The organism is Spirosoma arboris, from assembly GCF_009754945.1.
In the GTDB taxonomy this organism is placed as follows: Bacteria; Bacteroidota; Bacteroidia; order Cytophagales; family Spirosomataceae; genus Spirosoma; species Spirosoma arboris.
In genome coordinates, this window is the sequence record NZ_WPIN01000008.1 from 99,035 (window position 1) to 117,578 (window position 18,544).

The following is an 18,544-nucleotide window of genomic DNA, read 5'->3' on the forward strand; positions in this document are numbered from 1 at the left end:
GCCGGCTTGCTGTTTAGGGGAATCAATAATCCGTTACACCAACCGATAGCGGCAATCCATTCAACGCTTGGGTTAACTGTTCAGCATTAGGAGCCGTTCCGTGCCATTTATAGTTGCCCACCATGTATTCGACGCCGAAGCCCATTTCGGTGTGCATCAGAATCATCGTCGGAACATCAGGGTCTTCCTGTGATTTTTTCAGGGTATGAATCACATCGGCGATGTCATTACCTTCCATCTCTTCAACATACCAGCCAAAGGCTCGATATTTTGCGGCCAGATCACGGTTGCTGTTTACGTTGTCGGTCGTGCCGTCAATTTGAGCATGGTTGAGGTCAATAACAGCAGTCAGGTTGCCGAGCTTTTTGTTGGGGGCAAACTGAGCTGCTTCCCAAATCTGGCCTTCCTGTTGCTCGCCGTCGCCCATCAGTACATACACATGGCTCTTGTCGCCGTTGAGCTTTTTGGAATAAGCGGCACCGCTGGCTACCGATAATCCCTGACCCAGCGAACCCGATGCAATACGAATACCTGGCAGGTGTTCAGCAGTGGTAGGGTGACCCTGTAAACGACTGTCTAATTTGCGGAAGGTGGCTAATTCGGCAACGGGGAAATAACCCGCCCGTGCTAGTACTGAATAAAACACAGGCGAAATATGTCCGTTCGAGAGGAAGAAGATATCTTCATCACGGCCATCCATATCAAAAATAGGGTTGCCATCGGCATCTTTTTTCCGGTTCATTACCTCGAAATAGAGGGCGACAAAAAAATCAGTGCAGCCTAACGATCCGCCGGGATGGCCCGAATTAACAGCGGCAACCATACGAAGAATATCGCGCCGAACGGCCGTAGCCGTGCTTTTGAGTTGTTCGATTTCCATAAAGTAGTGCGAGTGGGAACCCGCTTTTTCAATCAAAAATGACGGACTATTGCCCGCATTAGGTTAAAATTTGTTTGGCGTGATTTTGTGTATCTATTTTACCAATGATGTCCGTAATAATTCCATTCTCGTCAATCAGGAATGTGGTTCGAACGGTACCCATAAACTTCCGGCCATAAATGGATTTCTCTTTCCATACATCGTAGGCCTCTACAAGTTGGTTGTCAGTATCCGCGATGAGTGTAAACGGCAGGTCGTATTTCTTGATAAACTTCTGGTGTGCTTTCTGATCATCTACACTTACTCCCAATACCTCATAACCAGCTGCTCGTAGATCGGCATAGTTATCGCGGAGGCTACAAGCCTGGGCCGTGCAACCGGGTGTGTCATCTTTGGGGTAGAAGTAGAGCACTACTTTTTTACCCCGATAATCAGACAGCTTAATAGGCTGGCCATTCTGGTCAGTACTTGTAAAGTCGGGAGCTGGATCACCGATGGATAGGCTCATAAGATATAATTTATCGTCTTCTCTTTTTGCCTTTCGAGGCTGCTTTTCGTCGAACCGGTGCTCTGGGTACGTCTATAGTCGTACTATCGGAGCCAATATTACCCGACCGATCTTTTACCTGTACCAATACTTCGGCACCATCCTCGAATGGTTCGTCTGGATTTAGTTTATCTGACCAGAGTAAAGCCCGCTTGTAATCATACTGCATCAGCACCCACTCGCCATTGACCAACGCCCGAAACTCAGCAATGCCTGACAAATCATCCCGAATCCGAGCGGTGATACCTTTTGGTGTTGCCGACAGAATCTCAACTCTGGGCGGATTTATGTCCGTCATTAGCTGAAATCGCCCAAGCGTTCGAGTTTTGAATTCAATTCGTCCTTTAGTCCATGTACCTCCCAGAAAACTTTCATTACCTCCACTGGTCCAATACATTTTGGTTCGCGCCGTGTCAATAGCAATCGGGTAATTGGGTGTGTATTGAATCGTTAGATAATCGTTGAGCGGAATAGTAGACTGGTTGATTTCCAAACCACCACCCGGTATCGCCCGCATGGCTAGATGCAGCGTGTCGAAAAGCGTTCTTGGACTGAATTCCAGTCGGGCACTACCATCGACAATTACTTCACTTCGACCGGGTATAATGCGTTTCTTAAAATTCGTTCGCACGATACCGCGGCCAAACTGGACTGAATCTGGCAAAGTCTGACGCAAATCTATAAGATAAACTGCTTGGTTGTTACGTATATAGCTGACAGGCTGCTCAGTTACGTTACGGCCTGTGAACAACTTAGCCAACGGCGGATTTGAAACCGTACTATTTTTTATGGTTAGCTTCAATACATTTTCATCCGTAGTGATAGTCGTTATCGGTTCACCACTCAACGATTCACCTCTGAAGTTGGGTGGTGGAATGCTCAGTGAATCTGGCCGGTTTGGATTGGTCGGAGCAGATTCCGGCTGAATCGTAAATGTTAATTGCGTAGAGTGATCGGAGGCATCGTAAAGGGTCAATGTAACTTCATGCGGCTGTCCATCCAGCAGGGGTAGTCGTCCGCGATAAGTTGCATTACTTTGTAATTTATAGATATTCAGAATATTACCATCGGCAATATAGCCCCTATGATAACGCTGGCCACTCGTCTGTTCAACCTCATAATTCTCATGAACATTCATGAACCGAGTTTGCTCGTTCGGGAAACTATTCATGTTGTAAGCAAACATTTCACGCCCATCGAGACGAATTTCCAGGCAACTAATGCCATTGCGATAAGGCGAACCGCTGGTTTTGTCGTAAGCTAGCACTTCCATGCCAACCAGACCTGAAGCCGTAATAGGCTGTACGATCGTATATGTGCCATCGGACCGACGAACAGGTGCGTAGCTTACACGTTGGTATTCGCCGTTAATGCGCGACGTAGGTGTCATTGTTTTCAGGGCAACGCGCTCGAAATAGGGAGGGATATTGTCCTGAATTTCGGAGAAATTATAGAGCAACGGGTTAATCAGGTTGTCTTTATTATCCCGAATCTCGAAGTGCAAGTGTGGTCCACCAGATCCGCCCGTATTACCCGATGCAGCAACGATATCACCCTGTTTGACCGGAAACTGGCCTGGTTGAGGACGAAGGTCAATTTCAAAGGTTTTTTTCTCGTATTGTTGTTCTCGAAGAAATCGGCCAAGAGTGTCTTTCAGGGCTTTTAGGTGGCCATAAACGGTTGTAAGACCATTGGGATGTTTTATGAAAATAACATTGCCGTACCCACCCGTGAATACCGCAATGCGGGAAACATAACCATCCGCAGCTGCGTGAACGTCCAGCCCTTCGCGACCACCGGTTCGTATATCTAAGCCCGCGTGGAAGTGATTTGGTCGTAAATCGCCCATGCCGCCTGATAGTGAATTGGCAGCACCCGGCTGAATGGGAAACATAAAATAGCCATCGACAAGCGTACCCGGTTGAATATAGCCCGTTTGGGGTTGCCCTGACTGGGTCGATGAAACTGGTTTAGCCGATTGTCCGACAGCCAGTTTTGTACAGCTCAGAACGGTAATGAATATATAAAAAAGGAAACGTATCAAAAGCAAGGTTGTAAATGGTTTTTGTCAGACCGTACTATGGTTTCGATCTGACAAAATTGAATTACTTCACGTCAAACGTCAACATGGGTTTATCCTCAATGTATGCCGTTAGTCGATCACCGATCTGTACAGGTCCAACTCCTTTTGGCGTGCCTGTAAATAATATATCGCCCTGCTGCAACATGAAATAGCGCGAGACAAACGAAATCAGGTAATCAATTTTAAACATCATCAGATTGGTGTTGCCAGTTTGCCGGGTTTCGCCATTGATGTTTAAATGGAAGTTTAAATTTTGCAGATCGGGGAAATCGGTTTTTGGGACGAAAGACGAAATAGGTGCAGAGCCGTTAAAGCCTTTCGCTAATTCCCAGGGCAATCCTTTTGCTTTTAGCTTGCTCTGTAAATCACGAGCTGTGAAGTCAATACCAACACCGATTTCGTCATAATATTTATGAGCAAACTTTTCGTCGATATTCTTTCCTACACGGTTAATTTTTACCAGAATTTCAACTTCATGATGAACATCGCTGGAAAAGTCAGGGTAGAAAAAAGGCTCGTTTTTGAGAGGAATAGCCGTTTCTGGTTTCATGAAGATAACCGGATCTTCAGGCTGTTCGTTATTAAGTTCTTTAACATGGTCGGCATAGTTTCGACCAACGCAAATGATTTTCATATAGAGTAACGCGGACATCCTGTCCGCTCTTAGTAGGTAAAAAGCGGACAGGATATCCGCGTTACTAAACTATTTAGACTGTCACAAATCTAAGGACTAAAGAGGGCCTGACCGCATCGGGTTGGAAAAATTTGAACAATTCTGGTACCTTACGGGTCATATAACGTCAGAACACCATCTACCAGTAATAAAGACACACAAATGAAAAAATCCTTAATTATCATGTTTTCGTTGGCTTTTGCCATCACTGCCTGCGAGAAAGTCCCCCTTACCGGACGCCGACAGCTAATTTTAGTGCCTAACAATGATATGCTTTCGATGAGTTTTACTCAGTACAAAGCATTTTTAGATACCAGCAAAGTAATTAGTACTAGCAATGCAGATGCTGAGATGGTTAATCGTGTTGGAAATCGAATTCGTCAAGCTGTTGAAAGTTATATGAACAGCAATGGGTATTCCAAACGTTTGGAAGGTTTCAAGTGGGAATATCACCTGGTACAGAGCAACCAAGTTAACGCCTGGTGTATGCCTGGAGGAAAAATTGTTGTGTATTCGGGTATATTACCCTACACGCAGAACGAAGCTGGTCTGGCAACTGTACTGGGCCATGAAGTCTCTCATGCCATTGCCGAACATGGGAATGAACGTATGAGCGAAGGCTTGGTGGCTAATGGGCTGTTGCAAGCGGGCCAAGTAGCAACAGGTATTGCTACATCAGCGCGAAGTCCGCAAACTCAGGCATTGTTTCAGCAGGCGTTTGGCGTAGTTGGGCCATTAGCCTATCAGTATGGTGTTGGGCTTCCGCATAGCCGTGGTCAGGAATCAGAAGCTGATCATTTAGGGCTGATTTTTATGTCGATGGCTGGGTATGACCCTAGGGAAGCTATCACCTTTTGGACGCGTATGGCAAAAGCCAGTGGTGGTAAAGCCCCTGCTGAATTCCTATCGGATCACCCATCTGATGAACGTCGTATTGCCGATTTACAGAAATTATTGCCTGAAGCGCAAAAGTATTATGCTAGCCGCCGTTAGTTAATAAAGTCATAAAATGAAAAAGCCAGGATTTATGTCCTGGCTTTTTTTGTGTCTCCGATAGTCATCTTGCTACCAGTACATTACAGTGCGGCTACAACCTGCCGTACTTTTTCGGCAGCTTCTTTCAGCTCAACGGCCGATTGCACTTTCAGCCCTGAATCATCAATGATTTTCGCGCCTTCTGCTGCGTTCGTTCCCTGTAAGCGAACAATGATCGGCACTGGAATATCGCCAATGGCTTTGTATGCTTCTACAACGCCGGTAGCAACACGGTCGCAACGAACGATACCACCAAAGATGTTGATCAGAATCGCTTTTACATTCGGATCTTTCAGGATGATACGGAAACCAGCTTCTACTGTTTTAGCATTGGCTCCACCCCCAACATCAAGGAAGTTGGCTGGTTCACCACCCGACAGTTTAATGATGTCCATCGTTGCCATAGCCAGCCCTGCGCCGTTTACCATGCAGCCCACGTTGCCGTCAAGCTTCACATAGTTCAGGTCACTGGCAGACGCTTCTACTTCGAGAGGATCTTCTTCGGCCAGATCACGCATCGCTTTCAAATCGGGATGACGATATAGGGCGTTGTCGTCTAAATTAACTTTGGCGTCAACGGCCAGAATTTTATTGTCCGACGTTTTCAGAACCGGGTTAATTTCGAACATCGATGCGTCTGTATCAACATACGCTTTGTACAGCGATGTAACGAACTTCACCATCTCTTTGAAGGCATCACCCTCCAATCCGAGACCGAAAGCCACCTTACGAGCCTGAAAGGGTTGTAAACCAACGGCTGGGTCGATCCACTCCTTCACGATTTTTTCGGGCGAATGCTCTGCTACTTCTTCAATGTCCATGCCACCTTCGGTGCTGGCCATGATTACATTGCAGGCTTTGCTACGGTCGAGAAGAATGCCGATGTACATCTCTTTTGGCGAAGATGCACCTGGATAATAGACGTCCTCAGCGATAAGAACTTTATTAACCCGCTTTCCTTCTGGACCTGTCTGGTGAGTAACCAGTACATTACCAATTAGATTTTTGGCGATGTCGCGCACAGCATCGACTGATTTGGCTAAAGCTACACCACGTTGCTCAGAACCTACGATCTGGCCTTTTCCGCGTCCGCCAGCATGGATTTGGGATTTAACCACGACAAACTTCTGGCCCGATTGGGCGATGATCTGTTTAGCGGCTTCAACGGCTTTTTCGGGCGACTCAGCTACAATGCCCTCCTGAATGCGGACACCATACTTTTTGAGAATTTCTTTACCCTGATACTCGTGTATATTCATGACAACTGCAACAAGGAGGATTGGAAATCGTATTTTTGTGCGGCAAGTTAACAGGAAATGATGAATGATGAATGAGGAATGATGAACGTAATCGACTAAAATCAATTATGGCGTTGTGTTCTCTGTAGATCATTCCTTATTCCTCATTCATCATTTTTATGAATTCGCTACTTCAAACTACTGATATACGCCGGAACTATGGCAAGCTACCCGTTCTAAAAGGGATTAACCTGAACATTGAACCGGGCGAAGTTGTCTCTATTGTAGGTGCCTCCGGGGCCGGAAAAACTACCCTGTTGCAAATTCTCGGTACGCTCGATCGACCAGATTCAGGAGAGTTGCAGATTGCCGGACAAAATGTCTTTGCGTTAAATGATCGTCAGTTAGCTCAATTTCGGAATGAAAAAATTGGCTTTGTCTTTCAATTCAATAATCTTCTTCCCGAATTTACAGCCCTCGAAAATGTGTGCCTGCCCGGGTTTATTGCGGGTAAAGATGAAGATGAGGTTCGGCAACGAGCTAAAGAGTTACTAGAAAAACTTGGCTTAGGTAATCGACTCGCAAATCTACCTTCTCAGTTGTCGGGTGGAGAGCAACAACGGGTAGCCGTTGCACGCGCCCTGATCAATCAGCCCGCCATTGTATTTGCCGATGAACCCAGCGGTAATCTCGATTCACGGAATGCAGAAGAACTGCATCAGCTATTTTTTCAGCTCCGCGACGAACTTGGGCAAACGTTCATTATTGTAACACACAACGAAGCTTTAGCTGCTCTCGCCGACCGCACGGTTACCATCCGTGACGGGCTATTGTTTAATTGATCCACTTATTTCTATTTTTGATTTGTCTATACCTTATGTATATAGGGTAAGGGCATTTTATTTCCTTTTCCTAACCCATAACTAAAAAGTGTTCATGAAGAATTATTCTATGAATCATCCGACCATGCGATTTAGTTTTTTGCTGGTCATGTTATTGAGCTTACTAAACTTGCCGACATTAGCCCAGTCGCTGCCAACAGGTTTTAACAACAGTTTAGTACAGAATGGCTACACCACCCCTATGGGTACCGTCTTTTCCGCTGATGGAAAGCAGCTTTTTGTTTGGGATAAAGCTGGTCGCGTTTGGGTATCTACCTGGAATGGCACTCAATATAGTAAACAGGCTGCACCTGTTTTGGATATTAGCGAGGAGGTAGGCAACTGGCGCGATTTTGGGCTGGCTAGTCTATGTCTTGACCCGAATTTTGCCACTAACGGTCTGATTTATCTATTTTACATGGTCGACCGCCATCATCTTCTCTATTTTGGTACGGCCTCGTATAGTGCTACGAAAGATGAGTATTACAATGCCAGCATAAGCCGGGTAACTCGTTATAAAGTTACCACTACTAATAATGTACTATCGACGGATCTGAATAGCCGCAAAGTGTTACTTGGCGAAACCAAATCGACAGGCGTGCCGTTAACGCATGAATCGCACGCAGGAGGCACTCTTTTGTTCGGCACTGACGGTACACTATTAGTATCAACAGGCGATAACGCCAGTTATAGCAGTACCGATAAAGGCAGTGCCAGCGAAACCTATTGGCAAACGGCTATTAATGATGGTATTCTGCGGACAAATGAGAATGTAGGCGCGTTTCGGGCTCAGATGGTTAACTCACATTGCGGCAAAATTCTCCGGCTGGACCCTGCGACGGGTAATGGCGTAGCCAGTAATCCTTTCTACGATTCCACGAATCCGCGCTCCCCAGCTTCACGAGTGTGGGCGATGGGTTTCCGAAATCCGTATCGGATGGGGATTCAGCCAGGTACAGGCAGTACAAACCCTGCGAATGCAAATCCAGGCACCTTGCTTGTTGGTGATGTAGGCTGGGATACCTGGGAAGATATGCACCTGATTCGGCAGGGGGGCGAAAACGCAGGCTGGCCTATTTTTGAAGGCATTCTGGAGAATAGTTCGTATAACGCGGTGGCTCAGACACTCGAAAATAAGGATGAGCCTAATCCAAATAATACATGTAACAAACCCTACTTTACGTTTGCCAACCTACTTAGGCAAGCCTCCAGTACAACAACAACCGTAACAAATCCCTGTAACAATAGCCAACCTTTGCCGGGTTTGCAACGGCGGTATGTGCATAGCGTGCCCGCCTTAGACTGGAATCACTCGGCCAGTACGGCCAGGGCCCCACAACTGACTGCCACAACGACAACTGCTGTCTTAATTGGTGCTGCCGGTTCTCCGGTGACGGGTACGCCTTTCAATGGCAACTGCTCGACGGGCGGTGCCTATTATTCGGGAACAAATTTTCCGGCAGCCTATCGTAACCTATACTACTTTGGTGATTATGGAGCTAACTGGATCAAAGCGGCTACGTTGGGTAGTAATGGGACCATCACCGATGTAAAAGAATTTGTTCCGGCTGGTGGTACGAATGGAGTGGTCGATATAGAATTTAATCCGCTGGATGGCGCCATCTATTATACCAACATCAATAATGGTGAGATCAGGAAAATCAGTTATGGTACTAACCAACCACCGATAGCGGTTCTGTCGGCCGATAAGACGAAGGGGCCCAGTCCATTGACGGTACAGTTTAAGGGGGACGGGTCCAGTGATCCTGATGGGGATGCACTCACGTACGCCTGGGATTTTGGCGATGGCACTAAAGCCACAACGGCGAATCCAAGCCATATATTCTCGGGGACGAATACTCAGGGATTCACCGTGCAACTAACGGTGACCGATACGAAGGGATTAACGGCCAGCCAGCAGATCGTTATTTCGCTAAACAACGCAGCCCCGACGGTTAAAATTACCAATCCTGTTAATGGAGGTCTGTACCCATTGGACCGCGAAAGTATCTATCAACTTAAAGCCGACGTTACCGACGAGTCGGTAAGCAGTTTGAGCTATAGCTGGCAGGTGACCCTCCGGCATAATAATCACCAGCATGTTGAACCGGCCATATCGGCTGTATCGCCCAGCGTGAACATCTCGCCCGTGGGATGTGATGGCAATACCTATTATTACCTGATTACGGTACGGGTTACGGACAATGGTGGGCTAACAGCTATGGACTCCGTTAAAATTTACCCAGATTGTGCGTCACTTAACCTGGCCGTGCAGAATTTGAAGGCAGTTTTATCGGGTGCAACAAACACAAATCTAACCTGGAACTACCCAACAGCACCATTTGATGAAGTCCTCGTCGCAGTTCGGGCGGGTAGTAGTTTTTTGGATCGTCCAACGGGTACCAACTATACCGCCAATGCTGATTTTCAGGGTAATGGATCAGCTATAGAAGGAGGGAAAGTAGTTTATAGAGGAGTAGCCACTGCGATGACAGTCAGTAATTTAAGCCCGCAAACAACGTATTATTTCCGCGTCTACACGCGAGCGGGTAATGCCTGGTCGGGTGGGGTGGAGGTTAGTTTGACCATGGGTACTGTGTCAACGCCGGGCCAGTTTGATCCCGCGCTGTGCTATAAGATAACGAACCGAGTCAGCAATAAGGTATTAGGCGTGGAAGGGGCCTTAATGACCGATGATGCCTCAGTTAAGCAGCGTACCTTCGTCGATCAACCCTGGCAAAAATGGAAGTTTCAGTCACTGGGATCAAACAGCTATCAACTCACAGCAACCCATAGCGGGAAAGTACTGGCTGTACAGGGTGCTTCGACGCAAGGTTGGGCGAATGTTATCCAATCGACGAATACCAACGCTACTAATCAGAAGTGGGTTATTCAGACGGGTAGTGACGGCTACTCGACGCTAAAAGCAGTTCATTCCAACCTATTGCTGGATATCTCGAGTCAGGATGAAGGAAGTCAGGTCATTCAGTATGCAGCTAGCGGGTCGTATGTCCAGTACTGGAAAATTGAAACCACAGGATGCACGAGTACCACATCTACGCCCCCAGTATCGGCCACTGTCTGCTACAAAATTACCAACCGCGTTAGTGGTAAGGTGTTAGGTGTGGAGGGGGCGCTAACCTCTGATGGAGCCTTGGTTAAACAACAAACCTTTGGCAATCAACTCTGGCAAAAATGGGCGCTTCAGCCAACAGGCGCGACAAACACCTATCAACTTGCAGCAATTCATAGTGGGAAAGTACTGGCTGTACAAGGCGCTTCGACGCAAGGTTGGGCGAATGTTGTACAATCGACGAATACCAATGCTACTAATCAGAAATGGGTTATTCAGACCGGTAGTGATGGTTACTCAACGCTAAAAGCAGTTCATTCCAACCTGTTGCTGGATATCGCAAATCAGAATGAGGGAGGCCAGGTCATTCAGTATGCAGCTAGTGGGTCGTATGTCCAGTACTGGAAAATTGAAACCGTAGGCTGTACAACATCTGGTGGTCGGCTCAGTGCGGAGTACGAACAAGAGCTAAAGGTGTTCCCGAATCCGGCCCGAGAGTATGTGAATGTAGACTTGCCTGATACGAAGAATGCAATCGTCCAACTCGACTTACTTACATCCGTTGGGCAATTGATTCGTTCGGAAGTTCTTACACTGGAAGGTCCCGTTACGCATCGTCTATCCGTGATTGACTTGCCAACGGGCCTGTATCTGATCAGGGCACGAGCCGAAGGGCAGTGGAACCTAACCCAACGACTACTAATTATCCGGTAACTGAATAACCAGTAGTTTTGTTGATAAAACTACTTCGTTATTTATACCTAGTTATATTGTTAATATATTGATAGTCAATGTATTAACTATTAGGGTTATTTTTTTTTTAAGAAAGGGATATTTTTTTTATTATTTTTGTTTTATAATTGTGTCGAAAAGAAAAGTTTTTCATAACGTTGAGTAAATCAGAAAGCCAAGAGAGTATCTCGCTTGGCTTTTTTGTTTGCCCATAGGTAAGCAATATGCTCAATAATAGACACTTACTGAATCTCGTCAATTGGATAAATACAGATACGTTTTTGTAAGTATAGACTATCTGTCTTGGATGCCCATAGCTTGTTAGCTTGTCTAGCTACCCCCGCTCCAATAAAGCATCTACACTCCATGTCCCTGGCCCGGTAAAGAAGAAAACTAAGCCAAGCAGGGCGAATAAAAAGGGATGCTGGTCTTCATACCAAAATTTCCCATGGCCAACAAAAAACGTAATGTAAAGCATGGTTCCCATAATAAGTAGGCAAGCCAATCTTGTGAACAAGCCTGCGGTAAGCAGCAGGCCAGCCAACAATTCAGAACCTTTGCCAAGATAAACCATAAACGTAGGAGAGAAGTCCTGTTTGAAAACATCCCAGGCTGCATATTCTTTCATTTTAGCCGCATCAAACACTTCCCAGCCATGGTACACTAAGAATAAGCCCACAATAATTCGGATGAAAGTCAGGCCTCCGGCTTGTAGAATGCCTTCTGTGGAAAAGAATTTCTTCATGAACGTAAAGTTGGCTATTAGGAAGTGATCTGGGTGGTTATCTCTTTGAGAATCTGCCAAAACTACAAGAAATCTCTATTTAGAGTTTTCTATGCTAAGAAGAGAATTCCATAGTCTGCAAGTTAGAAAAACAAAACGCCTTCAATCGTGAGATTGAAGGCGTTTCTATAAAAATCAGGATAATCGATAAAATCAAGAGAATCCTGCCAGACCGCCGGAGCAGTTCAGAGATATTACATCATGCCGCCCATGCCACCGCCTGGGTGACCATGACCGCCACCGGCTGGAGCTTCTTCTGGCTCGTCAGCAATAACACATTCGGTCGTTAGCAACAGACCAGCAATCGATGCTGCGTTTTCCAGAGCCAGACGTGTTACTTTCTTAGGATCGATAACACCGGCCGCGAACAGATCTTCGAACGTATCGTTTTTCGCGTTGTAGCCAAATCCACCTTCACCATCTTTCACTTTGTTCACGATCACCGAACCTTCGCCACCGGCGTTAGCTACGATCGTACGAAGAGGTGATTCAAGGGCAACACGGATGATGTTAACACCGGTTTTTTCGTCTTCATTGATTGTTGTGATACCGTCAAGCGAAGAGATGGCACGGATCAGGGCGATACCACCACCCGTTACGATACCTTCTTCAACAGCAGCACGAGTTGCGTGCAGCGCATCGTCAACACGGTCTTTCTTTTCTTTCATTTCTACTTCGGTAGCAGCACCGATGTAGAGGATAGCCACACCACCTGACAATTTGGCCAGACGCTCCTGCAATTTCTCGCGGTCGTAGTCTGATGTGGTGTTTTCGATTTGGGCTTTGATTTGGTTTACGCGGCCCGTAATATCGTCTTTGTGACCAACACCGTTAACAACAGTTGTGTTGTCTTTGTCGATCAGGATTTTTTCTGCTTGACCTAAGTAATCGATCGTAGCATTTTCGAGTTTGAAACCGCGTTCTTCGCTGATAACCTGGCCACCTGTCAGGATAGCGATATCTTCCAGCATAGCTTTCCGACGATCGCCAAAGCCTGGAGCTTTAACAGCAGCTACTTTCAGGGCACCCCGGATTTTGTTGACAACCAGCGTAGCCAGAGCTTCACCATCAACATCTTCAGCAATGATCAACAAGGGACGGCCAGTTTGAGCAACTTGCTCCAGAACAGGCAGCAATTCTTTCATCGACGATACTTTCTTCTCCGAAATCAGGATGAACGGACGTTCCAGTTCAACTTCCATTTTTTCGGTGTTCGTCACGAAATAAGGAGACAGGTAACCGCGGTCAAACTGCATACCTTCTACGGTTTTAACTTCCGTTTCGGTACCGCGAGCTTCTTCAACCGTGATAACACCTTCTTTGCCTACTTTCTTCATAGCTTCGGCGATCATTTTACCGATTTCCTCGTCGTGGTTAGCCGAGATCGTAGCAACCTGTTCGATTTTACCGAAGTCGTCACCGATGGTTTGAGCCTGATCAGCAAGGTTCTTTACAACAGCCAGAACTGCCTTCTCGATACCACGCTTCAAATCCATTGGGTTTGCACCAGCAGCTACGTTTTTCGCACCGATCGAGTAGATCGCCTGCGCCAGAACTGTTGCTGTGGTTGTACCATCACCAGCCGAATCAGCTGTTTTCGATGCTACTTCTTTAACTAACTGAGCGCCCATGTTTTCCATGGCGTCTTTCAGTTCAATTTCTTTGGCTACCGTCACACCATCTTTGGTGATCGTTGGTGAGCCGAATTTCTTGTCAAGAATAACGTTACGGCCTTTAGGACCGAGCGTAACTTTTACCGCGTCGGCCAGGGTATCAACACCCTTCTTAATGCGCTCGCGGGCTTCAGTATCGAAAAATATTTTCTTAGCCATTTCTCTTGGAATGAAGAATTAAAAATGAAGAGTTAAGAATATTGAGTGAGTGCTGTGAAGAACAACTATTCTTCATTTTTCACTCTACATTCTTCACTTGATTTAAAGGATTGCGAAAATGTCTGATTCACGCATGATGAGGTACTCTTTGCCATCAACGGTGATTTCTGTACCAGCATATTTGCCATACAGTACCGTGTCGCCCACCTGAACCGTCAGCGGCTCATCTTTCTTACCTGCGCCAACGGCAACGACCGTACCACGCTGGGGTTTTTCTTTTGCCGTATCTGGAATGATAATTCCAAACGAGGTTTTTTCTTCAGCCGGTGCGGCTTCTACCAGCACCCGGTCGGCCAGCGGTTTCACGTTCACTTTCACGCTTTCCGTTTCTGCTACCATGATAATGAGTTGATTAAGGTTATTAACTATTTGTGTATTGATACGTACACGACGGTTCTTGATCGCCAATTACTGTGCCAATACGTTAAACTGCCAATTTTTCAGGTTTTTGACTGACATACTGCCATTCGCTACATTGGCTAAACTTCCTTTGGCAGGTTATGTACTCTTGGCGAATAGAATTTGGTTGTTTGATAATGATTGTTTAGATTAACCAAATCATACACCCACAAAATCACTTTTTCCGGTTTATGAAAAAATTACAACCTGACTGGTTTACACAAAATTGGCTTGACGCCGAATATCAGAAATATGTCGTGATGGCATACTTGCAGGCTGTTCAGCAGAACTTTACGGAATACAAACTCTGCCCCGATTTACCCGAACTACGCAGTCACTACGATGCTGGTATTCGTTTTTCGAGGGGCAAAGGTACGTTAAATGCTGCGTTCCCCAAGCGAGTTAGTCGAGTTAGTGGACCACCACCTCGAATCGAATACAAATCTGAGGTAACGGACCCCGATTTTATGACTGAGGTTGACGCGATTATGGAATTTGCCCTGCCTCGTTTTCAAGCCTTATTGTCTGAAGGTCACCAGCGTTGGGTGGATATTGCCCAATCGCTCACACTGGCACCAGTAGGTTTGCTTCCCTTGCGACCAGAGGAAGGTTATTTGCTCATTCATGCAACTAACCAGACCGAAACGCAGGTTTATTACTTCTCCATAAGGCTTTACTCTGAACAGGAGCCGGGTGGGCGACTAGTGCAGTTACGCTTTATAGAAGCTATCCAGAAGAGTCTGGTCAATACGTTTGAAAATATTAAACTCGATCTGATTCGGCGACATCGTTACTTGCCTAATCCGGCTACGTATATGCTTGAGAGTAAGCGAACCTATCCTGTTCAGGAAACGCTGCTGCCTATTGCCCGGCAATTGCTGGCACAGGCAGTAGCCTGATTTCAGTTATAAATTCCAGCCATAAAAAAGCCACGCCTTTTCGAAAAGGCGTGGCTTTTTTATGGCTGAGAAATTTTACTTCTGGGGTGTCAGAGCCGAAGTCGATGCACCTGGAGATTGAGCACCTGGAACAGCCTGGCTTGGAGCTGCGCCGTTTGCTGCGCTAGGCACAGGTGTTGGAGCAGCGGCACCAGGTAGTGTTTGGGTTTGTGCCCGATCTACGTTTGCACTGTTAATACCCGCTGTTTGATTGCGGTCGACCATAATATAAGAGGCCATCGATAGAACCATCATAGCAATGCCAAGTCCCCAAGTAATTTGTTCAAGCAAGTCAGTGGTTTTCTTAACGCCCATAAGTTGGTTTGAACCCAGCCCGCCAAATTCACCGGCCAGCCCACCGCCTTTTGAGTTCTGAATTAATACAATAAGAATTAGCAGAACTGTAATAATACAAATGATGACAATAGTTGCCGTTACCATGAAAAAAGTTGCTAAATTTTTAATTAATGCGTTGTCAGATTTAGAGAAAAATAAAACTTAGTCCTCTGCCGAATTCTTAGTGTTCTCTAATTCGCTGATTTTTGCCGCAAAGTACGTCTTTTTTTCGGGATTTTTTAGCATTAATTGCTTGTAGATTTCCCGAGCCTTCTCTAATTTCCCCTGCTTCTCCAGAATTTTAGCGAAACTTTCGGTCACCAAACCACCACCCACAGGCTTCGCCCGTTTGGTTAAGTCTTCCTGTTCCAAAGGTGTATCAAGCTTAGTCCGTACGGGCGAAATGCGAGGTTCGTTCTTTATAAAGCTATCGATCAGATCTAGTTGCCGTTGCCGTTCAAGATCGACAGGGGAGAGCTCAGGCTGAACAATAACTGGTTCGGCTATTTGCGCCAACTCATGTTGTAGGTTAGTTTCAGATAGTGTAGGGTCTTCGGGAGTCGGTATCGTTTCGGTCCGTTCAATTGTTCCTGGAACAGGGAGTCGAAGGAGAGACAATTTGGGGAATCCATTACTTAGTCCTGCCTTTGACTTGAAAAGCGCGTAGCTCTCCTGTTGATAATCCTCGGGAATAGGGACATGTTTAGCTGATAACTCATTCAGTTTCGTCAGCAAGTTCTCCGACCACTGAAACTCGTTCTCAACCAGCTTACGTAGGGAGTTACGGCTCAGAGCATGAGCTGCTGCCTGGCGTACAAACGATATAGCCTGACTACGTTGATGGACTGAGGCAGCCTTAGCCGTCAGGATATATAGTGATTGACAATATGGATAAGCAGATAGACTTTCCTGCAACTGAGTGAAGTCGGTAGCTGTTAAATCGTCGGGATGGGTGACCCAGTATGAAAATGTTTCTTTATCGAGGGCAAGCATAGGTCGAAAGTAATGATGAATGATGAATGATGAATGGAAAATGAAAAAAAATCTTACAATTCATCATTCATCATTCATCATTCATCATTCATCATTCATCATTCATCATTCATCATTCATCATTCATTTTACCAATCGGCGGCCGTTTTATTAAATATATCCAAAACGATCTGATCTAAAATTTTTGGAACTAAGCGACTTTCATTTTGACTGAGGGTCTGCCCTTGGGGGAAATCCTGGTAAAATGAAAATGCCTGCTCAAAATTCTTACTCTCGTCTTTATTATTGTAAAATCGGGTTAAGACTGTGATCTGTAAGCGGTTAACACCTGCCTGATCCTGTGCCGTGGGGGCTACCGCCAGGAGATCATAACCCGTAATATTACCTTCGAGTACCATATCGCCATTGGCAGGTACTACTTTAAGATTGGTATAGCGCTGGTAATATTCCTTTAACTTTTCATTAAAAGTCAGTGGTAGATTGGCTGGGCCACCAGCCGTTGCCAGCACAAAGTTGTTTACCGTAACGGTTTTTATGTTGGGCGAGAGAGTTGTTCCTGTAAAGGAATATACACCGCAAGACTGAATGATGAATGATGAATTAAGAATGATAAATGATAAAAAGAGTCGCTTTAGCTTATCATTCCGTCCGGCGGCCCGGATCATTCTTAATTCATCATTTAGTCTTAAAAACCTATTCTTCATCAATCTCATACTGCTTAATTTTCCTGTATAACGTCCGCTCGGATATGCCAAGTGCCTGTGCTGCGTATTTACGCTTGTTGTTATTGCGTCGAAGTGCTTTTAGGATCATTTCTTTCTCCTGTCTCTCGAGTGAAAGCGAATCATCTTCTTCTGTTTCATGAGTTACGTCTTCTACTTCGGTCACCTCATTAATGTCGCCGTCGACATCATTAAAAATCTGGACGGGTGGGTGGTTACCGTACGTTTCTGAAGGCGGTGGGGACTCTGGACGAATTGATCCGTTTGTTGCCGGCAGAAAGCGCGTTACACCTAAATCAGCTGCCGGACGTAAGTCGCTTTCAGGTGTAATGGAATCGAACAGATCTTTATGATTGTGCAGAATCTGGCGACCATCTTGTTCATTGCCAAGTACATCACGAACGAGTTTTTTAAGATCATTCACATCCCGACGCATATCAAACAGCACTTTGTAGAGCAGTTCGCGTTCCGAAAAGTTTTCAGCATTTGCGCCCTGAGCTTGTGGAAACAGAGCCAGCGTTCGGTTAGGTTGCTGAGAAAGAGGCAGGTATTTTGCCAGTGTTTCGCCGTCAATAGGCTTATTTTGTTCCGATTCAAGAATAGATATTTGCTCTGCAATGTTTTTCAATTGCCGAATATTGCCCGGAAACGGATAGGCCATCAACGTTTGCTTGGCGCTATCTGTCAACTGCAAGGGATTGATTCGGTAACGTTCGGCAAAGTCGGTTGTGAACTTACGGAATAGTAATTCAATGTCCGTACCTCGCTCGCGTAGGGGAGGCACAAAAATGGGTACGGTATTCAGGCGATAATAGAGGTCTTCCCGAAACTTGCCCTTCTCCACCGCATCCATCAGGTTGACATTGGTTGCTGCTACAACCCGAACATCGGTTTTCTGGGTCTTTGAGGAACCAACCCGGATAAACTCACCATTTTCGAGTACACGCAATAGTCGGGCCTGTGTACCGAGTGGCATTTCGCCGATTTCATCTAAAAAGATAGTGCCACCATTGGTGGTCTCAAAATAGCCTTTACGTGAGTCAACTGCGCCTGTAAATGAGCCTTTTTCGTGCCCAAACAATTCGGAGTCGATAGTACCTTCAGGAATAGCTCCGCAGTTGATCGCAATAAACTGACCATGTTTACGTGCGCTTAGGCTATGGATGATTTTGGAAAATGATTCCTTCCCACTGCCGCTTTCGCCTGTAATAAGCACCGTCAGGTCGGTAGCGGCCACCTGCATAGCTACGTTGATCGCGTAGTTAAGCGCAGGTGCGTTACCAATTATACCGAAGCGTTGTTTAACGCTTTGAATTTCCTGTTGATTCATTCGTCTTT

Annotated in this window: 16 protein-coding genes; 4 read left to right on the forward strand and 12 right to left on the reverse strand. The window is 45.9% G+C overall.

Going from position 1 to position 18,544, the window contains the following annotated elements; all coding sequences use genetic code 11:
* Positions 1–22 precede the first annotated feature (22 nt).
* The 4 genes from GO755_RS21270 to GO755_RS21285 form a co-directional block, all read right to left on the reverse strand.
* Positions 23–880 carry a transketolase gene (locus GO755_RS21270; protein WP_157587309.1) on the reverse strand — a complete coding sequence of 286 codons (858 nt, stop codon included), beginning with the start codon at positions 878–880 and terminating at the stop codon, positions 23–25.
* A gap of 58 nt (positions 881–938) precedes the next feature.
* Positions 939–1,388, reverse strand: coding sequence for a thioredoxin-dependent thiol peroxidase (gene bcp, locus GO755_RS21275; RefSeq protein ID WP_157587310.1), 450 nt, complete (start codon positions 1,386–1,388; stop codon positions 939–941).
* A gap of 10 nt (positions 1,389–1,398) precedes the next feature.
* Positions 1,399–3,321: a M23 family metallopeptidase gene (locus GO755_RS21280; RefSeq protein WP_227687050.1), complete on the reverse strand. Its 1,923-nt coding sequence runs from the start codon at positions 3,319–3,321 to the stop codon at positions 1,399–1,401.
* Between the two features lie 211 nt (positions 3,322–3,532).
* Positions 3,533–4,144, reverse strand: a complete 612-nt coding sequence (locus GO755_RS21285; RefSeq protein WP_157587312.1) for a fumarylacetoacetate hydrolase family protein — start codon at positions 4,142–4,144, stop codon at positions 3,533–3,535.
* 201 nt (positions 4,145–4,345) lie between these two features.
* Here GO755_RS21285 and GO755_RS21290 point away from each other — a divergent pair, with 201 nt between their 5' ends.
* The gene (locus GO755_RS21290) at positions 4,346–5,176 is read left to right on the forward strand and encodes a M48 family metallopeptidase (protein ID WP_157587313.1); all 831 of its coding nucleotides are present in this window, start codon (positions 4,346–4,348) and stop codon (positions 5,174–5,176) included.
* 83 nt (positions 5,177–5,259) lie between these two features.
* Here GO755_RS21290 and sucC read toward each other — a convergent pair whose 3' ends face one another.
* Positions 5,260–6,477 (reverse strand): ADP-forming succinate--CoA ligase subunit beta, encoded by a 1,218-nt coding sequence (gene sucC / locus GO755_RS21295; protein WP_157587314.1) that lies wholly within the window; start codon positions 6,475–6,477, stop codon positions 5,260–5,262.
* 158 nt (positions 6,478–6,635) lie between these two features.
* Between sucC and GO755_RS21300 the strand changes: the two genes are divergently transcribed.
* Positions 6,636–7,298, forward strand: a complete 663-nt coding sequence (locus GO755_RS21300; RefSeq protein WP_157587315.1) for an ABC transporter ATP-binding protein — start codon at positions 6,636–6,638, stop codon at positions 7,296–7,298.
* Between the two features lie 94 nt (positions 7,299–7,392).
* Complete coding sequence (locus GO755_RS21305; protein WP_157587316.1) at positions 7,393–11,124, forward strand: RICIN domain-containing protein; 3,732 nt, start codon at positions 7,393–7,395, stop codon at positions 11,122–11,124.
* Positions 11,125–11,476: 352 nt separating this feature from the next.
* On the opposite strand, the gene GO755_RS21310 is transcribed toward GO755_RS21305, so the two are convergent.
* From GO755_RS21310 to GO755_RS21320, 3 genes are all read right to left on the reverse strand, one after another.
* Positions 11,477–11,887, reverse strand: coding sequence for a DoxX family protein (locus GO755_RS21310; RefSeq protein WP_157587317.1), 411 nt, complete (start codon positions 11,885–11,887; stop codon positions 11,477–11,479).
* Positions 11,888–12,120: 233 nt separating this feature from the next.
* A complete protein-coding gene (groL, locus tag GO755_RS21315) occupies positions 12,121–13,758 on the reverse strand; it encodes a chaperonin GroEL (protein WP_157587318.1) in 1,638 nt (545 codons plus the stop codon).
* A 102-nt stretch (positions 13,759–13,860) separates the two neighbouring features.
* Positions 13,861–14,157, reverse strand: coding sequence for a co-chaperone GroES (locus GO755_RS21320; protein ID WP_012925587.1), 297 nt, complete (start codon positions 14,155–14,157; stop codon positions 13,861–13,863).
* A gap of 251 nt (positions 14,158–14,408) precedes the next feature.
* Between GO755_RS21320 and GO755_RS21325 the strand changes: the two genes are divergently transcribed.
* Entirely contained in the window at positions 14,409–15,116 is a 708-nt protein-coding gene (locus GO755_RS21325) for a hypothetical protein (RefSeq protein WP_157587319.1), read from the forward strand.
* A 75-nt stretch (positions 15,117–15,191) separates the two neighbouring features.
* On the opposite strand, the gene secG is transcribed toward GO755_RS21325, so the two are convergent.
* The 4 genes from secG to GO755_RS21345 form a co-directional block, all read right to left on the reverse strand.
* A complete protein-coding gene (gene secG, locus GO755_RS21330) occupies positions 15,192–15,596 on the reverse strand; it encodes a preprotein translocase subunit SecG (RefSeq protein ID WP_157587320.1) in 405 nt (134 codons plus the stop codon).
* Positions 15,597–15,653: 57 nt separating this feature from the next.
* Positions 15,654–16,484 (reverse strand): J domain-containing protein, encoded by an 831-nt coding sequence (locus tag GO755_RS21335; RefSeq protein ID WP_157587321.1) that lies wholly within the window; start codon positions 16,482–16,484, stop codon positions 15,654–15,656.
* A 128-nt stretch (positions 16,485–16,612) separates the two neighbouring features.
* A complete protein-coding gene (lptE, locus tag GO755_RS21340; protein ID WP_157587322.1) occupies positions 16,613–17,188 on the reverse strand; it encodes an LPS assembly lipoprotein LptE in 576 nt (191 codons plus the stop codon).
* Positions 17,178–18,536, reverse strand: coding sequence for a sigma-54 interaction domain-containing protein (locus tag GO755_RS21345; protein WP_157587323.1), 1,359 nt, complete (start codon positions 18,534–18,536; stop codon positions 17,178–17,180). Before GO755_RS21345 ends, lptE begins: the two co-directional genes overlap by 11 nt.
* Positions 18,537–18,544: the final 8 nt, after the last annotated feature.

Excerpts from the sequence above, each read along its gene's own strand:
- GO755_RS21285 (WP_157587312.1), bottom strand. The coding sequence starts at position 4,144 with ATGAAAATCATTTGCGTTGGTCGAAACTATGCCGACCATGTTAAAGAA.
- bcp (WP_157587310.1), bottom strand. The coding sequence starts at position 1,388 with ATGAGCCTATCCATCGGTGATCCAGCTCCCGACTTTACAAGTACTGAC.
- secG (WP_157587320.1), bottom strand. The coding sequence starts at position 15,596 with ATGGTAACGGCAACTATTGTCATCATTTGTATTATTACAGTTCTGCTA.
- groL (WP_157587318.1), bottom strand. The coding sequence starts at position 13,758 with ATGGCTAAGAAAATATTTTTCGATACTGAAGCCCGCGAGCGCATTAAG.
- GO755_RS21290 (WP_157587313.1), top strand. The coding sequence starts at position 4,346 with ATGAAAAAATCCTTAATTATCATGTTTTCGTTGGCTTTTGCCATCACT.
- GO755_RS21320 (WP_012925587.1), bottom strand. The coding sequence starts at position 14,157 with ATGGTAGCAGAAACGGAAAGCGTGAAAGTGAACGTGAAACCGCTGGCC.
- GO755_RS21310 (WP_157587317.1), bottom strand. The coding sequence starts at position 11,887 with ATGAAGAAATTCTTTTCCACAGAAGGCATTCTACAAGCCGGAGGCCTG.
- GO755_RS21345 (WP_157587323.1), bottom strand. The coding sequence starts at position 18,536 with ATGAATCAACAGGAAATTCAAAGCGTTAAACAACGCTTCGGTATAATT.
- GO755_RS21325 (WP_157587319.1), top strand. The coding sequence starts at position 14,409 with ATGAAAAAATTACAACCTGACTGGTTTACACAAAATTGGCTTGACGCC.
- GO755_RS21270 (WP_157587309.1), bottom strand. The coding sequence starts at position 880 with ATGGAAATCGAACAACTCAAAAGCACGGCTACGGCCGTTCGGCGCGAT.
- GO755_RS21335 (WP_157587321.1), bottom strand. The coding sequence starts at position 16,484 with ATGCTTGCCCTCGATAAAGAAACATTTTCATACTGGGTCACCCATCCC.
- GO755_RS21280 (WP_227687050.1), bottom strand. The coding sequence starts at position 3,321 with ATGTTTCCCATTCAGCCGGGTGCTGCCAATTCACTATCAGGCGGCATG.
- sucC (WP_157587314.1), bottom strand. The coding sequence starts at position 6,477 with ATGAATATACACGAGTATCAGGGTAAAGAAATTCTCAAAAAGTATGGT.
- lptE (WP_157587322.1), bottom strand. The coding sequence starts at position 17,188 with ATGAAGAATAGGTTTTTAAGACTAAATGATGAATTAAGAATGATCCGG.
- GO755_RS21305 (WP_157587316.1), top strand. The coding sequence starts at position 7,393 with ATGAAGAATTATTCTATGAATCATCCGACCATGCGATTTAGTTTTTTG.
- GO755_RS21300 (WP_157587315.1), top strand. The coding sequence starts at position 6,636 with ATGAATTCGCTACTTCAAACTACTGATATACGCCGGAACTATGGCAAG.